The sequence below is a fragment of the Mucilaginibacter sp. UYNi724 genome (assembly GCF_054057495.1).
In genome coordinates this window covers 36,459-52,832 of record NZ_JBSRZI010000004.1, presented here as the reverse complement: position 1 = coordinate 52,832, position 16,374 = coordinate 36,459, and the positions used below count along the sequence as shown (strand labels likewise).

Annotated in this window: 16 protein-coding genes; 6 read left to right on the top strand and 10 right to left on the bottom strand. The window is 42.2% G+C overall.

All coding sequences use genetic code 11. The features are described 5' to 3' along the window. The first annotated feature begins 46 nt into the window (after nt 1-46). Nucleotides 47-157, top strand: a complete 111-nt coding sequence (locus ACVW0P_RS07635) for a glycoside hydrolase N-terminal domain-containing protein (RefSeq protein WP_354430985.1) — start codon at nt 47-49, stop codon at nt 155-157. A 190-nt stretch (nt 158-347) separates the two neighbouring features. On the opposite strand, the gene ACVW0P_RS07630 is transcribed toward ACVW0P_RS07635, so the two are convergent. The 4 genes from ACVW0P_RS07630 to ACVW0P_RS07615 form a co-directional block, all read right to left on the bottom strand. Then, nucleotides 348-1,280, bottom strand: coding sequence for a PorP/SprF family type IX secretion system membrane protein (locus ACVW0P_RS07630; RefSeq protein ID WP_457131548.1), 933 nt, complete (start codon nt 1,278-1,280; stop codon nt 348-350). A gap of 29 nt (nt 1,281-1,309) precedes the next feature. Next, nucleotides 1,310-7,795 carry a cadherin-like beta sandwich domain-containing protein gene (locus ACVW0P_RS07625; protein WP_457131547.1) on the bottom strand — a complete coding sequence of 2,162 codons (6,486 nt, stop codon included), beginning with the start codon at nt 7,793-7,795 and terminating at the stop codon, nt 1,310-1,312. Nucleotides 7,796-7,837: 42 nt separating this feature from the next. Then, nucleotides 7,838-8,680, bottom strand: coding sequence for a methionyl-tRNA formyltransferase (locus ACVW0P_RS07620; protein ID WP_457131546.1), 843 nt, complete (start codon nt 8,678-8,680; stop codon nt 7,838-7,840). A 121-nt stretch (nt 8,681-8,801) separates the two neighbouring features. Next, on the bottom strand, nt 8,802-9,329 hold the full coding sequence (locus ACVW0P_RS07615; protein WP_457131545.1) for a phage tail protein: 528 nt from the start codon (nt 9,327-9,329) through the stop codon (nt 8,802-8,804). A gap of 468 nt (nt 9,330-9,797) precedes the next feature. On the opposite strand from ACVW0P_RS07615, the gene ACVW0P_RS07610 reads away from it, so the two are divergent. The 4 genes from ACVW0P_RS07610 to ACVW0P_RS07595 are packed head-to-tail and all read left to right on the top strand — an operon-like array spanning nt 9,798 to nt 12,006. After that, the gene (locus ACVW0P_RS07610; protein WP_457131544.1) at nt 9,798-10,391 is read left to right on the top strand and encodes a hypothetical protein; all 594 of its coding nucleotides are present in this window, start codon (nt 9,798-9,800) and stop codon (nt 10,389-10,391) included. A gap of 27 nt (nt 10,392-10,418) precedes the next feature. Beyond that, nucleotides 10,419-11,357, top strand: coding sequence for a hypothetical protein (locus tag ACVW0P_RS07605; RefSeq protein ID WP_457131543.1), 939 nt, complete (start codon nt 10,419-10,421; stop codon nt 11,355-11,357). 29 nt (nt 11,358-11,386) lie between these two features. Next, nucleotides 11,387-11,551, top strand: a complete 165-nt coding sequence (locus ACVW0P_RS07600) for a hypothetical protein (protein WP_457131542.1) — start codon at nt 11,387-11,389, stop codon at nt 11,549-11,551. Between the two features lie 38 nt (nt 11,552-11,589). Continuing rightward, the gene (locus tag ACVW0P_RS07595) at nt 11,590-12,006 is read left to right on the top strand and encodes a hypothetical protein (protein ID WP_457131541.1); all 417 of its coding nucleotides are present in this window, start codon (nt 11,590-11,592) and stop codon (nt 12,004-12,006) included. A 63-nt stretch (nt 12,007-12,069) separates the two neighbouring features. Here ACVW0P_RS07595 and ACVW0P_RS07590 read toward each other — a convergent pair whose 3' ends face one another. Both ACVW0P_RS07590 and ACVW0P_RS07585 read right to left on the bottom strand, forming a co-directional pair. After that, entirely contained in the window at nt 12,070-12,237 is a 168-nt protein-coding gene (locus tag ACVW0P_RS07590) for a helix-turn-helix domain-containing protein (protein ID WP_457131540.1), read from the bottom strand. Nucleotides 12,238-12,239: 2 nt separating this feature from the next. Beyond that, a complete protein-coding gene (locus tag ACVW0P_RS07585; protein ID WP_457131539.1) occupies nt 12,240-12,755 on the bottom strand; it encodes an AraC family transcriptional regulator in 516 nt (171 codons plus the stop codon). Between the two features lie 347 nt (nt 12,756-13,102). On the opposite strand from ACVW0P_RS07585, the gene ACVW0P_RS07580 reads away from it, so the two are divergent. After that, on the top strand, nt 13,103-13,426 hold the full coding sequence (locus ACVW0P_RS07580; RefSeq protein WP_457131538.1) for a hypothetical protein: 324 nt from the start codon (nt 13,103-13,105) through the stop codon (nt 13,424-13,426). Here the strand turns inward: ACVW0P_RS07580 and ACVW0P_RS07575 are convergent, their stop codons facing one another. From ACVW0P_RS07575 to ACVW0P_RS07560, 4 genes are read right to left on the bottom strand one after another with little or no spacing between them, the layout of a single operon-like run. Continuing rightward, nucleotides 13,427-14,080 carry a response regulator gene (locus ACVW0P_RS07575; RefSeq protein WP_457131537.1) on the bottom strand — a complete coding sequence of 218 codons (654 nt, stop codon included), beginning with the start codon at nt 14,078-14,080 and terminating at the stop codon, nt 13,427-13,429. It abuts the gene before it with no gap. A 1-nt stretch (nt 14,081) separates the two neighbouring features. Continuing rightward, nucleotides 14,082-14,870, bottom strand: a complete 789-nt coding sequence (locus ACVW0P_RS07570) for a sensor histidine kinase (protein ID WP_457131536.1) — start codon at nt 14,868-14,870, stop codon at nt 14,082-14,084. Further along, nucleotides 14,834-15,493 carry a hypothetical protein gene (locus ACVW0P_RS07565; RefSeq protein WP_354430962.1) on the bottom strand — a complete coding sequence of 220 codons (660 nt, stop codon included), beginning with the start codon at nt 15,491-15,493 and terminating at the stop codon, nt 14,834-14,836. Before ACVW0P_RS07565 ends, ACVW0P_RS07570 begins: the two co-directional genes overlap by 37 nt. 8 nt (nt 15,494-15,501) lie before the next feature. Next, nucleotides 15,502-16,098, bottom strand: a complete 597-nt coding sequence (locus tag ACVW0P_RS07560) for a hypothetical protein (protein WP_354430961.1) — start codon at nt 16,096-16,098, stop codon at nt 15,502-15,504. Nucleotides 16,099-16,374 lie beyond the last annotated feature (276 nt).

Sequence of the window (16,374 nt, the reverse complement as noted above, 5' to 3'; positions counted from 1 at the left end):
CGCTAAAGACTGGATGACCGATGCTTATCCAATAGGCAATGACTGAATGGGAGGGATGGTGTTTGGTGGTGTTGCCACTGAACATGTCCAGTTTAACGAGATAAGTTTATGGACTGGCGATAGGGCTTTTATGGTCGATAGCAAGTTTCATAAATGATCCCGATGTTAGACTGGTATGTATGTCAAAATTAATAATTGGTGCCTGTTTGGCAATCGCCAATTTGAGCCTATGCTAATGTATCAATAAATATAATATTCTGCATATAAAGCCATTACCTGTTGTAATTACTCGTTACAAAAAAGCCGTCGGCTGTTTACCGACGGCTTTAATATTTCAGCATATGAATTTATAATAATTTCCTAACGCCTGTTTTGCCAAAACGGTAGCTTAGGCTAACCTCGTGTATGGCTGTGTTAAACCCACCAAGTGTGTTTGATGATGTACCAAACTGGTAAGAGTAACCTACTTTGTAAGTATCGCCTATAACTGATAGGATGCCGGTAGCCCTTTTATTTGTGCGGTAACCTGCGCCAATACCCAACGTTTCTTTCAGATAAATGGTGCCGGTAACATCAGTAATCAGGTCGGCACCCTTAACATAAGCTACCAGTGCCGATGGTTTAAACTTCATATCCTCGCCCATATCCAAAAGGTACGCGCCCGAAAAATAGAAGTGATTTTTAAGATAGTTAGCTTGTTGTACCGAAGCTGTCCCAAGGCTACGTATGGTAAGCTCAGGTAAGGAAAGACCTAAGTAATACCTTTCGCTGTAAAACATTACACCAAAACCAAGGTTGGGGCTGGTTTCACGCACGTCATCTTTAAATTGCGGATCAAAGGAATCAAGGGTTGAATAGTTAGCGACGTAGTTACGGATCCCCGCGTTAATGGATACTGCTAAAAAATCATTACCGCTAAGCTGGATGCTTTTTGCAAAAAATGCGTTTATTTCCAGTTGCTTTTCTACTGCTACCTGGTCATTCAATACATAAATACCCGCCGCACCGGATATAGATTCAATTGGTAAAACTCCACTTAGCAATAAACTTGTTGGGGCACCATCAATACCTATAAACTGCCTGCGGCCCATTACATTTACCGATCCTGCTTTGTCCAGCATCGAGTAAGCGGCATTAATGGGGGTAAGGTTATCAGCATACTGCGCGTACGAATAGATCTGCTGCTGGGCCTTTAGCCTGCTGCCGCATAACAGCAGCAGGCCTGTGGTCGTTATAAATGTTATTCGTTTTAAAGTAGCACTAAATATAATAGCCTTCACACCAATCGTTGTTAAATTATTAGAGCTTTTTAGAATTTCAGTATGATGTATCCTGTTTTGCGTTTGGTTGTTTTCTCAACCTGGTACTCTAACACGTAGTAGTAAGTGCCTGGTTTTAACTGCGTGCCATTTTTGTTAGAGTGGCCATTAAACAGGTTGTTGCCGTCTTTACCGTAGTCTTTGGTCTCGAATACTAACGAGCCACTCGTATTCATGATAGACAATTTGTTGCCCGCATAAGCGCTGATCCCCTCAATATAAAGGAAGTCGTTAGCGCCATCACCGTTTGGCGAAACACCCTTGTGAACAACTACCCCGTCATCACCTGTGGGTGCAAAACTATTGGTTGGTTTATTGGTAAACATATTACTATCTGTTTTATCAACAGCTAACAACACAGGCGTTGGCCTGTTAACTGTAACAAAATAGGTACGTTTAGTTACGCCATCCTGCGCTGTTACCACAAGTTCGATAACTGTTTGCCCGGTGCTTAATAATATTGGCGCCGAAGGCGACCCACTTGCTACGGGTGATCCGTTAATAGTCATGGTCGAATTTAGGTCCTGCGCTATGGCGGTTAGCGTTACGCTGCCGGTATTAACTGCTACGGTACTGGTGTAATTAACCTCGGTTAACGATACAGTACCTTTTACTAAGGTTGATGCAGGCGTTAATCTTAAAATAGACGCATTGGCAATATTTGCGCCCGTACGGTTTACCGTTATGTGGTATGCACGTGTGGTTACCCCGTCCTGCGCGGTTACTACCAGGTTTATAACTGTCTGGCCTATGTTTAATACTATCGGTGCAGAAGCTACCCCGTTGGCCACTGCCGATCCGTTTACCTTCATGGTCGAGTTCTCATCCTGCAAAATTGAGGTTAGGGTAACCGTATTTACATTTGGCGCAACTGTGCAGGTGTAATTGATATCAGTTAACGATACTGCACCTTTTACCAGTGTTGATGTAGGCGTTAACCTAATAATAGTTGCGTTAGCAACATTTGACCCTGTGCGGCTTACTGTAACGTGGTAGGCCCTTGTGGTAATACCATCCTGTGCGGTTACTATAACATCGATTACCGTTTGCCCAATGTTTAACGCAATTGGATTTGAGGCGGCTCCGCTGGCTACATTTGTTCCGTTAACCTTCATGGTCGAGTTAAGGTCCTGCAAAACGGAGGTTAGCATTACACTTGTCACATCAGGGGCAACCGTGGTGGTATAATTAACATCAGTTGCTGAAGCCGCGCCTTTTGTTAGTGTTGCTGTAGGTGTTAACTTTAATGTAAGCAGGTTGGCAACGTTTGATCCAGTACGGTTAACCGTTATATGATATGTTCTGGTGTTTACACCATTTTGAGCTGTTACCACTAAATTTACAACAGTTGGCCCCATATTTAAGGTTATTGGTGCCGAGGTAGAATCACTTGCTATTGCCAAACCGTTAACCTGCATCGTTGCGTTTAAGTTACGTGCTTTTGGAGTAAGTGTTATGCTGCTAACATCCGGCGCAACGGCGTATGTATAGTAAACATCGGTAACAGTTGCCGAAATTTGAACAAGGTTTGCCTTTGGCGATATTTTAAGATCGGCATTGGTATTGTCGCTTAACCCGCGGGTTACCCTAACAGTATATGTTTGTTTGCTAACACCATCTGCGGCGGTTACTACAATATCTATATTGTTTAAACCCTCAGTCAGATTCACTGTAGCCGTAGGGGTAGATGCATTTATAGTGGTGGCGCCGATTTGTACCGTGGCTGTATTAACAGCTGCTACCGGTGTTAATACCAGTGTTTCTTCCGTATTAGGTACCGTTACATCGTATGTTAAGGTATTTGGTAAAAATGCCGGTGCTAACGTGCCTTTATTTATAGCTAATGATTGAAGTTTAATATCAGGGAAGGCCAGCCGGGTAACATCTAATGCGTAATTCCTTATATCGCCGTTTTTAGCAGTTACCTCTAAAGTAATCGTGTTTTGGCCTTCTGCCAGTGCTACTGTGTAAGGTTGGTAGCGGTTTGGAAGAGTGTTTCCGTTTACTTTATACCTTGCTGTAGTATCCGATACGAAACCCTGTACGTCTATACTCGTAACATTACCCGCAACAGTGGTGGTATAGCTTAACACATCTGTATTAAAGCTTGGTGAAAGTGTACCTGCGCTTATGGTTAAAGCCGATAGCTTGTTGTTGGCAGATATAGCACGTTTAAGGTTAAGCGTGTAAGTTTCAGATACCGTCCTGTCCTGTGCAAACACTTCGATACTGAAATTATTGTCCTCACCGGGTATTAGTAGCCCCGAGCCATAATAACCTTCGTAAGGGGTGCCGTTTATTTTAATGAATGCATACTGTGCGGCCGTAAATGGTATGATGCGCGTGCCCGTAACCTCGTTAGGTAAATTAACGGTATAAGCATGCACTTCGGGATCAAAGGCTGGTACTTGGTTAAAGGTCTCGTCATATTGTAAGTATATGCCTGCAAGTTTAGAATTAGTATCTAAAGGTTTGCTTACATTAATGGTGTATGTGTTGCTGGTTGAATTATCTTCTGCAGTAACCAATACCTGTATCTCGTTATCGCCGGGGTAAACAGATATATTACTTGGCTCGCCCGATGTAGCACCAAAGCCATTTATCCTGAATAATTTAGCGTTTAAATCAGCAAGTGTTGCTGTTACATTAACCTGATTAACATCAGCGCCAACAGAAAGTGAATAGCTTGTAGTTGCCGCATCGAAAGTAGGAGCAATTGCGCCTTCTGCAACAGATAACGCTGCAAGGTTTGCATTTGCTGAAGCCTCTCTGATTGTTAACACACCCGATTGTTGCGTAACATCGTAATTTTGGGCGCCAACATTAGATAGATCTATTGAATAAGTGCCAGCAGGTGCGCTCGATAACGGTAAGTTAAAGAAGGTTACCGGGCTGTTTAATGCGCTTTCGTCGTCACCGTTTTTAAAGCCGGTAATAGCGTAAGTAAATGTAGGGTTTGGTGCGTTTACTAATTTTGTTTTATTGTCAGCTGTGATGGTTAGCGGCACCCTGTCAATCTCAAAGTTCCCCAGTTGATAGGTTACATTATAATTTGAGCTGTTAACGGCTACGGTTCCCTGGCGCACGGCATATGGGCCGCTGTTTTCGCCTGCGTCGCGCAGTAATGCGCCGCTAAGTGCATCTCCTGCAAGTAACGATCCTGAAGTGATGCCGTAAGAAAGGGCAGGGTCGGCATCACCGTAAAGTTTTGTTGTGAACGGTGAAGATATCGTAATAGGCCTTGCTATAATGTTATACGGAGAACTATTAAAGGTGAGGTTATAGCTATTGCTGTTAGATAAGGTTAAACTACCTTGTGTAACAGCGTATGTGCCTATTGCAGTACCCGCAGCGCGGCTTAATGCGCCTGTTATAATATCGCCGGTAACAAGGGCACTGCCGGTAATGTTGTAACCTATGGTAACATCAGCATCGCCGTATGGTACGTTTAGTGCCAATGCGTTGATCGTAACTTCGCGTTTATCTATGGTTAGGTTTGCGCCTGTATAGTTTAAAGCATAGTTGCTGTTTAGTGCTAACGAGCCCTGGGTGATAGGGTAGGAGCCGGCCAACTCGCCTGCGGTACGTGTTATGCTACCGGTAAAGGCATCGCCGCTTACTAACGCATCGGCATTGTATGTTAATGCGGGGTCTGCTTCGCCATAAGTTTTTGTTGCTGCATTGGCAGTAACATTTACAGTTTTTGTACCGATGTTAAAATCAGCGCCTGTAAAATTTAACATATAGTTGCTGTTTAACGCTAACGACCCTTGGCTAATTGCATACGCGCCAATGTTTTCGCCTGCAACCCTTGTTAAACTACCAGTGAAGGCGTCGCTAAATGCTAAAGCATCGGCGATGTAATCCAAAGCAGGATCAACATCGCCATAGGTTTTCGTTTTGGCATTTGCCGTAACATTCACTATTTTTTTAGCGATGGTTAAGTTATTTGCAGTGAAGCTTAAAGTATAGTTGGAGCCTGCCAAAAGCGAGCCCTGACTGATAGCATAAGTGCCAAAGTTTTCGCCGGCACTTCTGGTTAACGCGCCTGTGAAAGTATCGCTAAATGCAAGGCCGCTATTGCTATATGTAAGTTCCGGGTCGGCTTCGCCATAGGTTTTGGTTTGCGCAGTAGCGGAAACCGTAATTGGTTTTGCTGTTATAGTAAAGGTATTAGTTATAAAAGTGATATTATAATTAGCCGACATATCATCTCCGTTGTTAACGTTTACCGGGCGTTTAACCCCTTTTGTTAACGCATAAACGCCTACATTTTCAGAAGTGTTATCCCTTCCGAATAGTCCTGTCATACCCTCGCCGGGGGCGATAGATGTACCGTTGAAGGAATAAGGCGCCCCGTTTGCAAAGTCGTTGGTTCCATAAACTTTTGTAACCGGTAGTGGTGCAATGGTTAACGGCCTTTTGGTTATTGTTAGGTTAGCGGGTACAAACGTAAGGTTATAATTATTTCCGTATGTAAGCGAACCTTGGCTAATAGGATAGTCGCCAATAGTTGTACCTGTTGCTCTCGTTAATGCACCGGTCGGGGCATCGCTGCCTACAACGCCGGTTGCGGTAAAGGTTAATGCAGGGTCGGTATCGCCGTAAACTTTAGTTTTGGCTACTGCTGTAACGGTAACTGTTGCTTTGCCCACGGTAAGGCTTTGTACAACACTCGTTGCTGCCAACCTGTTACCATCACCGGCTTGCGAAGCCGTGATGTTTGCTGTGCCCTGCCCAACAATATGTACCTGGTTGCTTACAATAGTTGCTACCGAAGCATTATCGCTGCTGTAGCTTACTGTAAGGCCGCTGTTGGTTGTTGCACCCGGGGCATAATCGGCATTGCCGTAGGTTTTAGTGGCTGTACCGGCAAAAGTTATGGTTTGTGAAGCTTTATTTACAGTAAGAGCTTGCACCACATTACTTGCCGCTAACGTGTTGCCATCACCAGCTTGTGACGCGGTGATGTTGGCAGTACCCGCGCCTACTATATGTATCTGCCCGCTTACTATGGTTGCTACGTTTGTATTATCGCTGCTGTAGCTAACACCCAAGCCGCTGCTTGCTGTGGCGCCAGGTGCAAAATCAGCAGCGCCATAGGTTTTGGCAGCTAAGGCATTAAATGTAATAGTTTGCGGCGCTTTTGCGCGGTTAACGGTTAATGTATACGTTTTAGTAGTTAATCCATCTTCAGCTGTTACCACGGTGGTTATGATGTTATCCCCGAAGTTTAAGGCAATGGCAGTAGCACTTCCTGAGGTTGCGGTTGCACCATTAACTTTTATACTGGCAAAATTGTCTGTTCTGGTTGGTGTAACATTTATTGAGGATACATTATAGGCTACCGAAGCTGTATAGGCTATAGTACCCGAAGAGAAACCTGGTGATAATGTGCCGGAGTTTATGGTAAAATTAGCTAATGTAGCCACTTTGGAAGCTGCAGGAATAGCTATTGCGGCAACTTGATTGCTTACATTGAACCCCGGGCTAATTGGAAAAGAACTTTGTGTACCCGAAGCTATATCGACCTTAACTATTCTCCTGTCGCCTACTGTAGAATTCCAAACGAATGCGATATTATTTACCCGTTCTACTGTCACAATACCCGGGTTAGCTGTAAGGTTTCCAATTACCTTTGTCTGGTTTGTGCCATTAGGGTGAATTTTCCATAACGCATCATCCGTTGTTAAAGCTGTTGTGCCATTATCTACAGTGTAATAGATCCAGTTATTTACCGGATCATAGTCCATCCCCTTAATAACGGGCATATTGATTGAGCCAGTAAATGTCGCAGAGTTACCGCTCAAATTATACGTCATGAGTTTGGGAGCGGTTGTAACCGACTCATAGATGTATATCTTGCTGTTAGGGATATCTACTCCAAAATATGTTGGTGTTGCGCTAATGCTACTGGCTAAAGTTGTATTACCGCTACCGTCGCCTTTTATACGGTATAGTCCATCGGTAGCAACTGTAGTAGAACCGTTACCGTCGTTAGAAGTGTAATATAAATAATCGTTTACCGGGTCGTAAACTAAATTTGCGGCTCTAAACGAAGTATTAGTAGCGACGATACGTGTTTTAGTGCCTGTACCCAGGTCGATTCGATAGATGCCATTGGGTGTAAGCTCATCGGCTGCATTTGGGGTAAAACTCGAAACAAATGCCCTGTTGTTAGGAATATCTAAAGCCATATCTTGCGGTGCCGAAACGCTATTGCAAACCCTGGTTAATCCGCTACCATCCTGGTTAACCTTGTAAATACCGTCATTGGTGCCATTAGAAACTGAACCGTCGCTACCCAAATAATACACGGTTTGCGCATGGCTTTGCTGATTAAACCCTACTACGAGCAACAAAGTAAACAGGCTCGGCAAAACAAAGCTCAGCTTTTTGCCTGTAAATAAATTATTCGTTAACACCGCCAAGGTCGCGCTGAATTTTGAATAAGAATTACGTAAAAGTTTTTTCATAATTAACTGATAAAAGTCTTTTTGTTGTTGCCGACAACGCCGCTATATTTTGTTTATAAATACCTGCCCTGTTTTTAAACCATAAAAACCTGCATGCCGGGCCGGTACACAAGTATTATTTATATAAAAAAAGTTTATGTTTAAACCCTGCTTATTAATGCAGGCTACATTAAACATGTTGTTTGCAATCGTAATCGTTCCGGGTATGTTATTAACCTCTGTTGAAGCGTGTTCAGCATCTAAAATTTTTAGTTCGTACCCGTTTATTAAAGTGCTTGCCCCGTTATTCCACGATGTGCATGCTTTTATCAGGTCTGTTATTTCTTTCGCTTCCATCGTATCCCAGTTTATCATTACATCGGCCAGCTGGGGCTTGCTGTAATACCGGGCTTCGGTTTCGGCTTGTATTTTACTTTTTGGCATTTGCTTGCTGCTTAGCGTATTAACTATTTCTGCTACGCCCTGTACTTGCAATTGGCTAAACGCCTGGTTTATATAGTTAAAAGTATGATATTCTTCGTTCTTTATAGTTTGCTCCCAAACAACCGCTCCGCTATCAAACTTGTTAGTCAATTGGTGTATGGTTAATCCTAATTGTGCTTCACTATTCTTTAATTGCCAAAAAACAGGTGATGGCCCTCTATACTGAGGCAGCTTCCCAAAGTGTATGTTAAATATTCCCTTTGGCACACCGCTCAGTTCGTCAACGGTTATTTTATGAGTATACCCGGTAATAAAGATCACGTCCGGTTGGTTCATTTGCTGCCAGTTGTACAGATCTTTTATATCATCTTCGGCATAGAACGATATATTATTCATACTGCAAAAGCCGGCAAGTTCGTTCACGCTGATATCAGCCAGGGCCGATTTGCCAAAGTATAACATAACCCCTGCTTTTATACTGCTTAAGTACGAAAGCAGGGGTATGCATGTTTTTGAATTTGATACAATGCCAATTTTCATCGGCACCTGTCAAAATCAATACACTTAATATTCATTTATGTAATTATGGTCTTGAAGGATATATCCCTGTCCAGGCTATAATATAATTTATACCTAAGTACGGTGTCACTACATTTAATGGTTGGTTGCCACCTGATGCCGCAACAGCAGTAGCGGCTAAAGTTCCATCCGCCGCATTGGCAGAATAGGTATTTACTTCAGTACCGTCCGTAAAAAAACCCGAAGATGCAAGAAGGCCACCATTTGGTGTATATTGTTTTGCAACTGCGCTTACAGTATTTATAAGGTGATTATGCGCAGGCATTTGCTGCGCAGATATGGTAACGTTTTCGGTACCGCCTATTTGGCCAAGTTGGTATGGTGATACTCCTCTTCCTGCCCCGTTGCCGCAGTGGATAGGTGTACGGCCCCTAAGATCTGGCAATTGGAAGGTTGATTGCCCATCGCCGCCATAAGTTATGCCTAATAATGAAAACAGGGCGCTGTTTTGCGCGATTGACAATAGCGCTCCGTCGCAAAAATACCATCCGTTAGGTGCGAAGGTGCCTGCAAACATTTTAATTTCTCCCATTAAAGGTTCCATAGTATAAAGTGATAAGGTTTAGGTTGTAAATTTTGTTAATTGTGCAGTAAATATAAATAATTTAATTAGTTCGCAATAATATTTTGGTAAAAACGTTAAGCGCAACACTCACCTATCACTTCACTAAAACCCGCCAAATATTTCCCACAACAAAAATGTGTTAAAGTTTAGGATTAGTATAGGGTGAAAATAGCTTTTTTTCCTTTTTGTGGCAGGGGTAAAACCCTCATTGTCTTTAAGGTTATATATTATTATATATTAAGATAAATGGTGCTTAGGTTGATATAACCCAATATTTTCAAACTTGAGTATAAATAAATAAATAGCTCAATCGGTTAAAGAGGCCATTCACTCGTTTGGTACTTGCCCGTTACTCATTGGCTAAAAATGGTGTTTGCCACGCAGATACTTTTGATTAATGAAAAATTCAAAGCATTAATTAAAAAGTAAAACACCATGAAAACCTTTAAAAACATTTCCTTCGCTATTGTGCTGCTCCTGGCAGCTACACTAACATCCTGTAAAAAGGATGGCAATGCCCAACCCGGTGACCAAAGTGGAAGCCTTATCAATTCGGCACAATTGTTTTTGGATGATAACAGCACCGTATCTCTGGAAAGCAATACCGATGTAAAAGCCAGCTACGCCGATGGCAAACTGAAAGTTGCGTTTAACCAAAACGGTAACGATGTGACCCTCGAGATCCCCAATTACGACATCAATGCAGAATCGGCCGAGTATAACAACGGCACCGCAGCGCTCAGCGTGGTTAAGGGTGGTAAAACGTACAACTCATCCATGATATTTATTCCGGTAATAGTTGGCAATCCGCCACGCCCTGTTTTTGTGACTAATGAACTACTTACCATCAAGACTAATAATATTAAGGTAAACCAAAGTATTACGGATATTTCTATCCTTATCGTCAGCGGTAGCGAATTAATTACTGTGCCAGTGTCAAATGGTAATGCGCCAACCTACAGTAAAATAACTTTTTTACAAGGTGACGGTGGCAGGCCAAATATGATATTCCTACGCATAAAAAAGTAAAAATCAATCCTTTTTATCATACCGATCATGAAAAATACAACCTTAACCCTGGCACTGCTATTTGTGGCAGCTTCAGGAATGCTAACCGCCTGTAAAAAGGACAACAAAGGCGATAGCGCCTGCGCCAAGGTAGCATATGAACAAAAAGCCATAATTAGTTACACGCACCCCTGCGCGGTAGCCATATCCAAATCGGGTGTGGTTGCAGTAATAGAGTTCAACGGATTTGTAACCTATGGTACATACGGCACAACATCTATATACAATAGTGTTGACGATTTTATAACTCAAAAGGCACCGGCCCAAACCTTTTTAAGCAGAGGTGCCGAAGCGGCCATATTTGATGCTAACGAAAACCTTTACATAGCCGAAACCGAAGCCACAGCAGGCATAAGGGTTTTTGCTAAAATAGGCCCTGCCAAGTACCAGTTTAAAACCCTTATAACCGGAGATGGTATAACCGGTGGCTTTAGCAACCCACGCGGTATGGCATTTGATGACGCAGGCCGATTGTTTATTGCTAATGATGGCAAAGGCAATGTAGTGCGGATAAATGATGCTTATAACAATGGTGCAAAGCAGATCATTGCCGGCGATTTTGGAGAAGTAAAAGGTGTTGCTATAATAGGGAATAACATGTTTGTAACCGTTTATAATAAAAACCAGGTTTGGAAAATAACCCTTAAACCTAACGGCGACTACGGCGAAGTGGTAGCATCGTACGATATTGACAAACCTGTTGATATTGCAGTAAAGTACGGCGTACTGGCTGTATCCTCGCCAAATTCGGGTAAAGTTACCCTGCTCGACCCCGACAAGTTTGTAAAATCGGGCGAAACATACAGCGGTTGTAAAAGTGAATTAACCGTGGGCAGCAACGTTTTTGACATTGCCTTTAACCCTTTGGAGAATGGCTTACTGGTAGCCCATCTGGATCAGAACCGCGTTTTATACTTCAAAAATTAATCACACACATAACTATCACTCAACACATCATGAAAAAGATCACAACTATTTTATCCATTTTAATTATTGCCCTTAGCCTGCAGGCATCGGCACAAAGCAAAAAAACTAAAGCGAAGGCAAAGCCTAAAAGACGGTCGTCGCTACTAAAACCACTTACACTGAAACAGCACCCGCAAAAACAGAAACAAGGGTAACCACCACCCAAGCCGCGGCCGCAAAACGCACCGTTGCTATGCGCGAGGATGATTATTACAAAACGGCTGTAGGCGTAAAGTTCCTGTATGGGATAGCGCTAACCGCAAAGCATTTCATAAACGACAAAGCCGCGCTGGAGGGCATTATCCAATACCGCAACAACGATGGCTTTGGCAAGGAGTTTAACTTCACCGGCCTATATGAGTACCATGGTAAAATTTCAGGTGCGACGGGTTTACGTTGGTACGGTGGTGGAGGAGCATATGTGGGCTACTATTCGTTAGATAACGGCTCGAGCACAACGTTTGCAGTGGCAGGTGTGTTAGGATTGGAATACAAAATTAAAGGCGCACCAATAGCCATCAGTGCCGATTGGCAGCCACTTTACTTTTTAAACGGCAACAGCGGTTTTGCTGCGGATAACGGCGGTTTAGGTATCAAATACACCTTCTAAAGAAACGTTGTCGGTTAGAAGTTTAAAAGGCGGGGGAGTGCAAACTTCCCCGCCTCTTCTATTTTAAACCTGCGACCTTACATTGGTAGTAAGTTTATATTGCTCGGGCGACATGCCCATGTATTTCTTAAACACCCGCGAAAAGTAGTAAGGGCCCTCGTAGCCAAGGTCCATGGCGATGGTTTTTATTTTGGCCTCGTTGGCGTAAAGAAACTGGCAGGCTTTCTGCATTTTTAGGTGGATAAAATAATCGATAGGGGCATGCCGGTAGCTTTACGGAACAAACTGGAGAAGTGCGAACTGGAGAGCCTGTGCTGCCCGGCCATATCATCAACTGTCATCTTTTTCTCAATGTTGTTTTTCATATTGATGATGGTAGCCGTAATAATATCTGCTTCATCAACCTGCTCGCTTACTACATGCTTATCAGGAAATAAAAATGTCGCTATCAAATTATAAAGGCAAAAACTGGCATTGCACAGGTTTTCGATACTATAGCCCATCTCGAGGTTTTGGTAAATGTTTTGCCAGATCTCCAGCGCCTTGTTATTGAACGGGATCTGCATCGGGCCTTTCAAAATATTAAGGTTTAATGATGAATTGAAGTTGGCAATATCATTGCCGGTAAAATGCACCCAATATATCGTCCAGGGGTCTTCCTCATCGGCCCAGAAACGCTTATAGGCATCGGTGGCAGGGAGTAGGAAAAATTGGTTTGGGGTAACCTCAAACTTCTTCTTGTCTATCATATAATATCCCTTGCCCTTAAGGCAATATATCAGGATGTTATCATCGCAACCCTTTCGGCGCTCTTTATAGTGGTATGATGCCTTAGGGAATAACCAATATGGGTAATGTAAATATTAAACAGGGCCCGGTATACTTAAACAGTTAATTGGTTACATGAAAGATTCTGCAATATCATTAAATGTATTGACCAAGACTAACTACCTTTATAACCGACTTGGACCAAAAGGGCAAGGACAAAAAATTGTTATAACATGCAATGTTAACTAACTTGCTTGTGCTTAACATAATGATAATATTGAATTAACCTTACTGTAACCTACTTTTGCACATATTATCAGATAGATACATGAAAAACAAACTTAAACCTCTCGTTAAAGAAGCAAAAAAAAACGCTCAAAAATCTTTACATCAAACACTTGTTGCCCAGTTAAAAGAAGCAACCGCTAAGTTTGGCGTAACATCTAAAAAATTAGATAAAAAGATTGAGAAAGAAGCCAAAAAACTCGCTAAGAAATTTGCTAAAGATATCAAAATAGACACTGCTACTTTAGTTAGAGCAGATGAGCAAAAAGCGCCTGAAGCCCCAAAAACAACAAAACCGGCTGTAATCGCGAAAGCAAAAACTACACCGGCTGTCAAAAAACCTGAAACAGTAGTTACAGCATCTTAACTAAATTTTTATCAGCTCGTTTTTTAGGGCTGATATTACCAGGCCTGTTCTTGATTTTACCTCAAATTTCTGGAACAGGGCCTCGCGGTAATTATCTATGGTATGCGGGCTTAGGTTCATCATATCTGCGATTTGTTTGTAGGTAAGGTCAGAGCAGCATAGCTCCAAAAACTTCAACTCGTTTGGGTTAAGGCCAATTGGCGCATTTTTTACCGGCTGGTTATTCTGGATATTACGTAGTAATTTGCCAGATACCAGTTCGTTAATGTAAAATGATTGCAAGGCTATACCTTTAATGGCACTCACCAGGTCGGCAGCTTTAGATTGTTTAAGCATATATCCACCTGCACCGCTCTTCAACATCCCGATGATCGGTTTATCCTCCTCAAACATACTTAACGCCAGCACATTTATCTCCGGGTGATTATCCTTAAGCCATTTGGTTGTCTCATACCCATCCATAATAGGCATGGTAATATCCATCAATATTACTTCGGGCATTACTTCACCGCAAAGTTTTTTGATCATATCGGCACCGTTATCGGCATCAAATAAAACGTTTATCTCATTCGATTCTGTTAATAAATGTGCCAACCCCTGGCGAAAAAGGGTGTGGTCATCAACAATAGCAATGTTTATTTTATTGGTTTGCATGTTATTTATAAGGTACGTTTATAGTTATGGTTGTGCCATTTACCGGCGTTGAAACAATAGAAGCGTTACCGTTTATCATACCGCTTCGTTTAATAATATTATGCAGGCCCATACCTGCCTTGCGCGCTAATATCTCTTCTACATCAAACCCCATCCCATTATCGCTGATGATTAGATTGTAGTTTTCTACGGCTCCTTCTAATTTGATATTTATCTCTGTCGCTTTAGCGTGTTGGATGATATTGTTAATAATCTCCTGGAAAAGCCTGAATAGGATGGTCTCCTTAGCAGTATCGCCATTAAAAGGTACATTGTTATGGTCAAGGTTCACCAAAAATTTATCGGATCTTTTTAACCATTCCAACTCAAATTCAATAGCTGCTTTTAAACCGCGGCTTACAATTTCTTCGCCATGCAGTAAACGGGAGAGGGCCTTTACTTCTTTAATAGATCGCATGGTAAGGTCTTCTACCAAAGCTATCTTTTCGGCTGTGTTTTTATTGTCATCGAGGTTTATCGAGCTTAGCGTGATGGTGGTTAAACTTAGCAGCTGCCCAATATTGTCATGCAGGTCGTAAGCAACCGTTTTAAGTGTTTGCTCCTGTACCTCCATTTGCGTCTTTAAAAGTTCGGTCTCAAAGTTTTTTTGAAGCATAACTGTTTCCTCCTGGTGTCTTTTTTTCCGTCGGTTATACGATAGTACATACAGGATCAAAAACAAAGGCGCTATTAAAAATACGATCGACGTAAGCCCTATAAGGGAGATGATTTCCTTTGAAGATATCTGCATAAGAAAGCGTATGACCAGAAAATGTACATCGTAACATCCAGCACGTTAAAAATAATATACCTCATAGACCGGCTATAGGTAATTACCTCGTACATAGATAGGTAGTAAAAAAAAATATTGCAAACGGTACTGCCAAAATAAAAGAACAGCGTACCGCCAACCCACCAGAACGGTGCCGAGTAAACCAGTGGTTCAAAATGCTCATCTTTTAGCTTAAGGTAGTAAAAGTAAAGGCTTGCCAGTACAAATATTACCGACATTACCGTTGCCGTATCCCCGGCAAATAGTTTACCGTTATGTGATACCAGGTCGGTAGCGTACATAACGGTAAACAAGCTTAACCAGGTAAATAACCATATTGGCCTGTAGCGATATGCTTTGTACAAGTGGAAAAAGAAATAGCTGGTAAAGCCACACTCAAACAACAGGTACAGGTTATAAATAGGGTAGTTGCGCACCTGCATAATTTCGCGGATGTAAATGCCGGCTACCTCAACACAACAGGTTAACAGTAAAAAAGGAATAAATAGCTTCCAGGCAAGGCTTTTTTCTTTACGCAAGAAAACAACCGCTGTTACAAGGCATAAAAACTCTGATACTGTATTAAAGGTTAAAAATATCATTTGTACTATTAAGGGATAAGCAAAGCGCCTATATCGTTACAATTTTTTGGCGGTGGGCAAAGTTCGCCGCGGTTCTCAGGAGTACCGCCTACTACAAAACCTAACACAGGTTTATCAGACCCTTTAGCTTTGCTGGTGAAATAATCGCGGTGAAATTTCTCTTCTTTTTGGTTGGTGCTGTCTTTTGTAGACACCATAACAAGCGTGTTGTAACCCCAGTACATTTTCGGCGGAGTATTGCTACCAATTACTTTCGGATAAATACTATCATAAGTGGCGTAATAAAAACGGATCCCGTCGCCACCTTCGCTTTTGATTTTATCAAGCAGGGTTTGTAAACGCTGGGCACTGAACCAGACACATCGCGAATCCGCCTTTTTTTTTGCGATCATTCTGCCGTCTTTGTCTTTGTAAGTCGAATCTACCACACCGGCACGTTTTTCATAATTGGTAACGTACTGTTTTGCTTGTGCGTAGCTCAAGCTATCGTAGTTGAACGGGGTGCCGCCACCGGCATTAACGGGTAGATCGGCATGTTGGTTTTGGCAGGCGCTAAAGGCCAATACCACACCGGCTGCAATAAGCAAGGTTTTTTTAAGTGTCATAGTGTTCGGATTTAAGTTTTACCGAAAGTGATTATTTATAATAGGATATACAAATTAATACCTTGCCTTTTTTCCACTTAAACTAAGGCCAAAAAAAGCTGTTTTTACCCTATAGAGTACGTTATTTATAATTGAGATTTGTTTCAGAGATTATAGCTTTTGGGAATGATCCGGGCTTTCGCTCTAAAATATCTATGCTTGCTAACGCCGGCATTTGGGATGGGATATGTGTACACGCGTTTTGATTAATGATCATACAAATGGCGGTTACCGAAA

Excerpts from the sequence above, each read along its gene's own strand:
- ACVW0P_RS07615 (WP_457131545.1), bottom strand. The coding sequence starts at position 9,329 with ATGGGAGAAATTAAAATGTTTGCAGGCACCTTCGCACCTAACGGATGG.
- ACVW0P_RS07605 (WP_457131543.1), top strand. The coding sequence starts at position 10,419 with ATGAAAAATACAACCTTAACCCTGGCACTGCTATTTGTGGCAGCTTCA.
- ACVW0P_RS07600 (WP_457131542.1), top strand. The coding sequence starts at position 11,387 with ATGAAAAAGATCACAACTATTTTATCCATTTTAATTATTGCCCTTAGC.
- ACVW0P_RS07560 (WP_354430961.1), bottom strand. The coding sequence starts at position 16,098 with ATGACACTTAAAAAAACCTTGCTTATTGCAGCCGGTGTGGTATTGGCC.
- ACVW0P_RS07590 (WP_457131540.1), bottom strand. The coding sequence starts at position 12,237 with ATGCAGAAAGCCTGCCAGTTTCTTTACGCCAACGAGGCCAAAATAAAA.
- ACVW0P_RS07585 (WP_457131539.1), bottom strand. The coding sequence starts at position 12,755 with ATGATAGACAAGAAGAAGTTTGAGGTTACCCCAAACCAATTTTTCCTA.
- ACVW0P_RS07580 (WP_457131538.1), top strand. The coding sequence starts at position 13,103 with ATGAAAAACAAACTTAAACCTCTCGTTAAAGAAGCAAAAAAAAACGCT.
- ACVW0P_RS07595 (WP_457131541.1), top strand. The coding sequence starts at position 11,590 with ATGCGCGAGGATGATTATTACAAAACGGCTGTAGGCGTAAAGTTCCTG.
- ACVW0P_RS07620 (WP_457131546.1), bottom strand. The coding sequence starts at position 8,680 with ATGTTATACTTTGGCAAATCGGCCCTGGCTGATATCAGCGTGAACGAA.
- ACVW0P_RS07635 (WP_354430985.1), top strand. The coding sequence starts at position 47 with ATGGGAGGGATGGTGTTTGGTGGTGTTGCCACTGAACATGTCCAGTTT.
- ACVW0P_RS07625 (WP_457131547.1), bottom strand. The coding sequence starts at position 7,795 with ATGAAAAAACTTTTACGTAATTCTTATTCAAAATTCAGCGCGACCTTG.
- ACVW0P_RS07565 (WP_354430962.1), bottom strand. The coding sequence starts at position 15,493 with ATGATATTTTTAACCTTTAATACAGTATCAGAGTTTTTATGCCTTGTA.
- ACVW0P_RS07570 (WP_457131536.1), bottom strand. The coding sequence starts at position 14,870 with ATGCAGATATCTTCAAAGGAAATCATCTCCCTTATAGGGCTTACGTCG.
- ACVW0P_RS07610 (WP_457131544.1), top strand. The coding sequence starts at position 9,798 with ATGAAAACCTTTAAAAACATTTCCTTCGCTATTGTGCTGCTCCTGGCA.
- ACVW0P_RS07575 (WP_457131537.1), bottom strand. The coding sequence starts at position 14,080 with ATGCAAACCAATAAAATAAACATTGCTATTGTTGATGACCACACCCTT.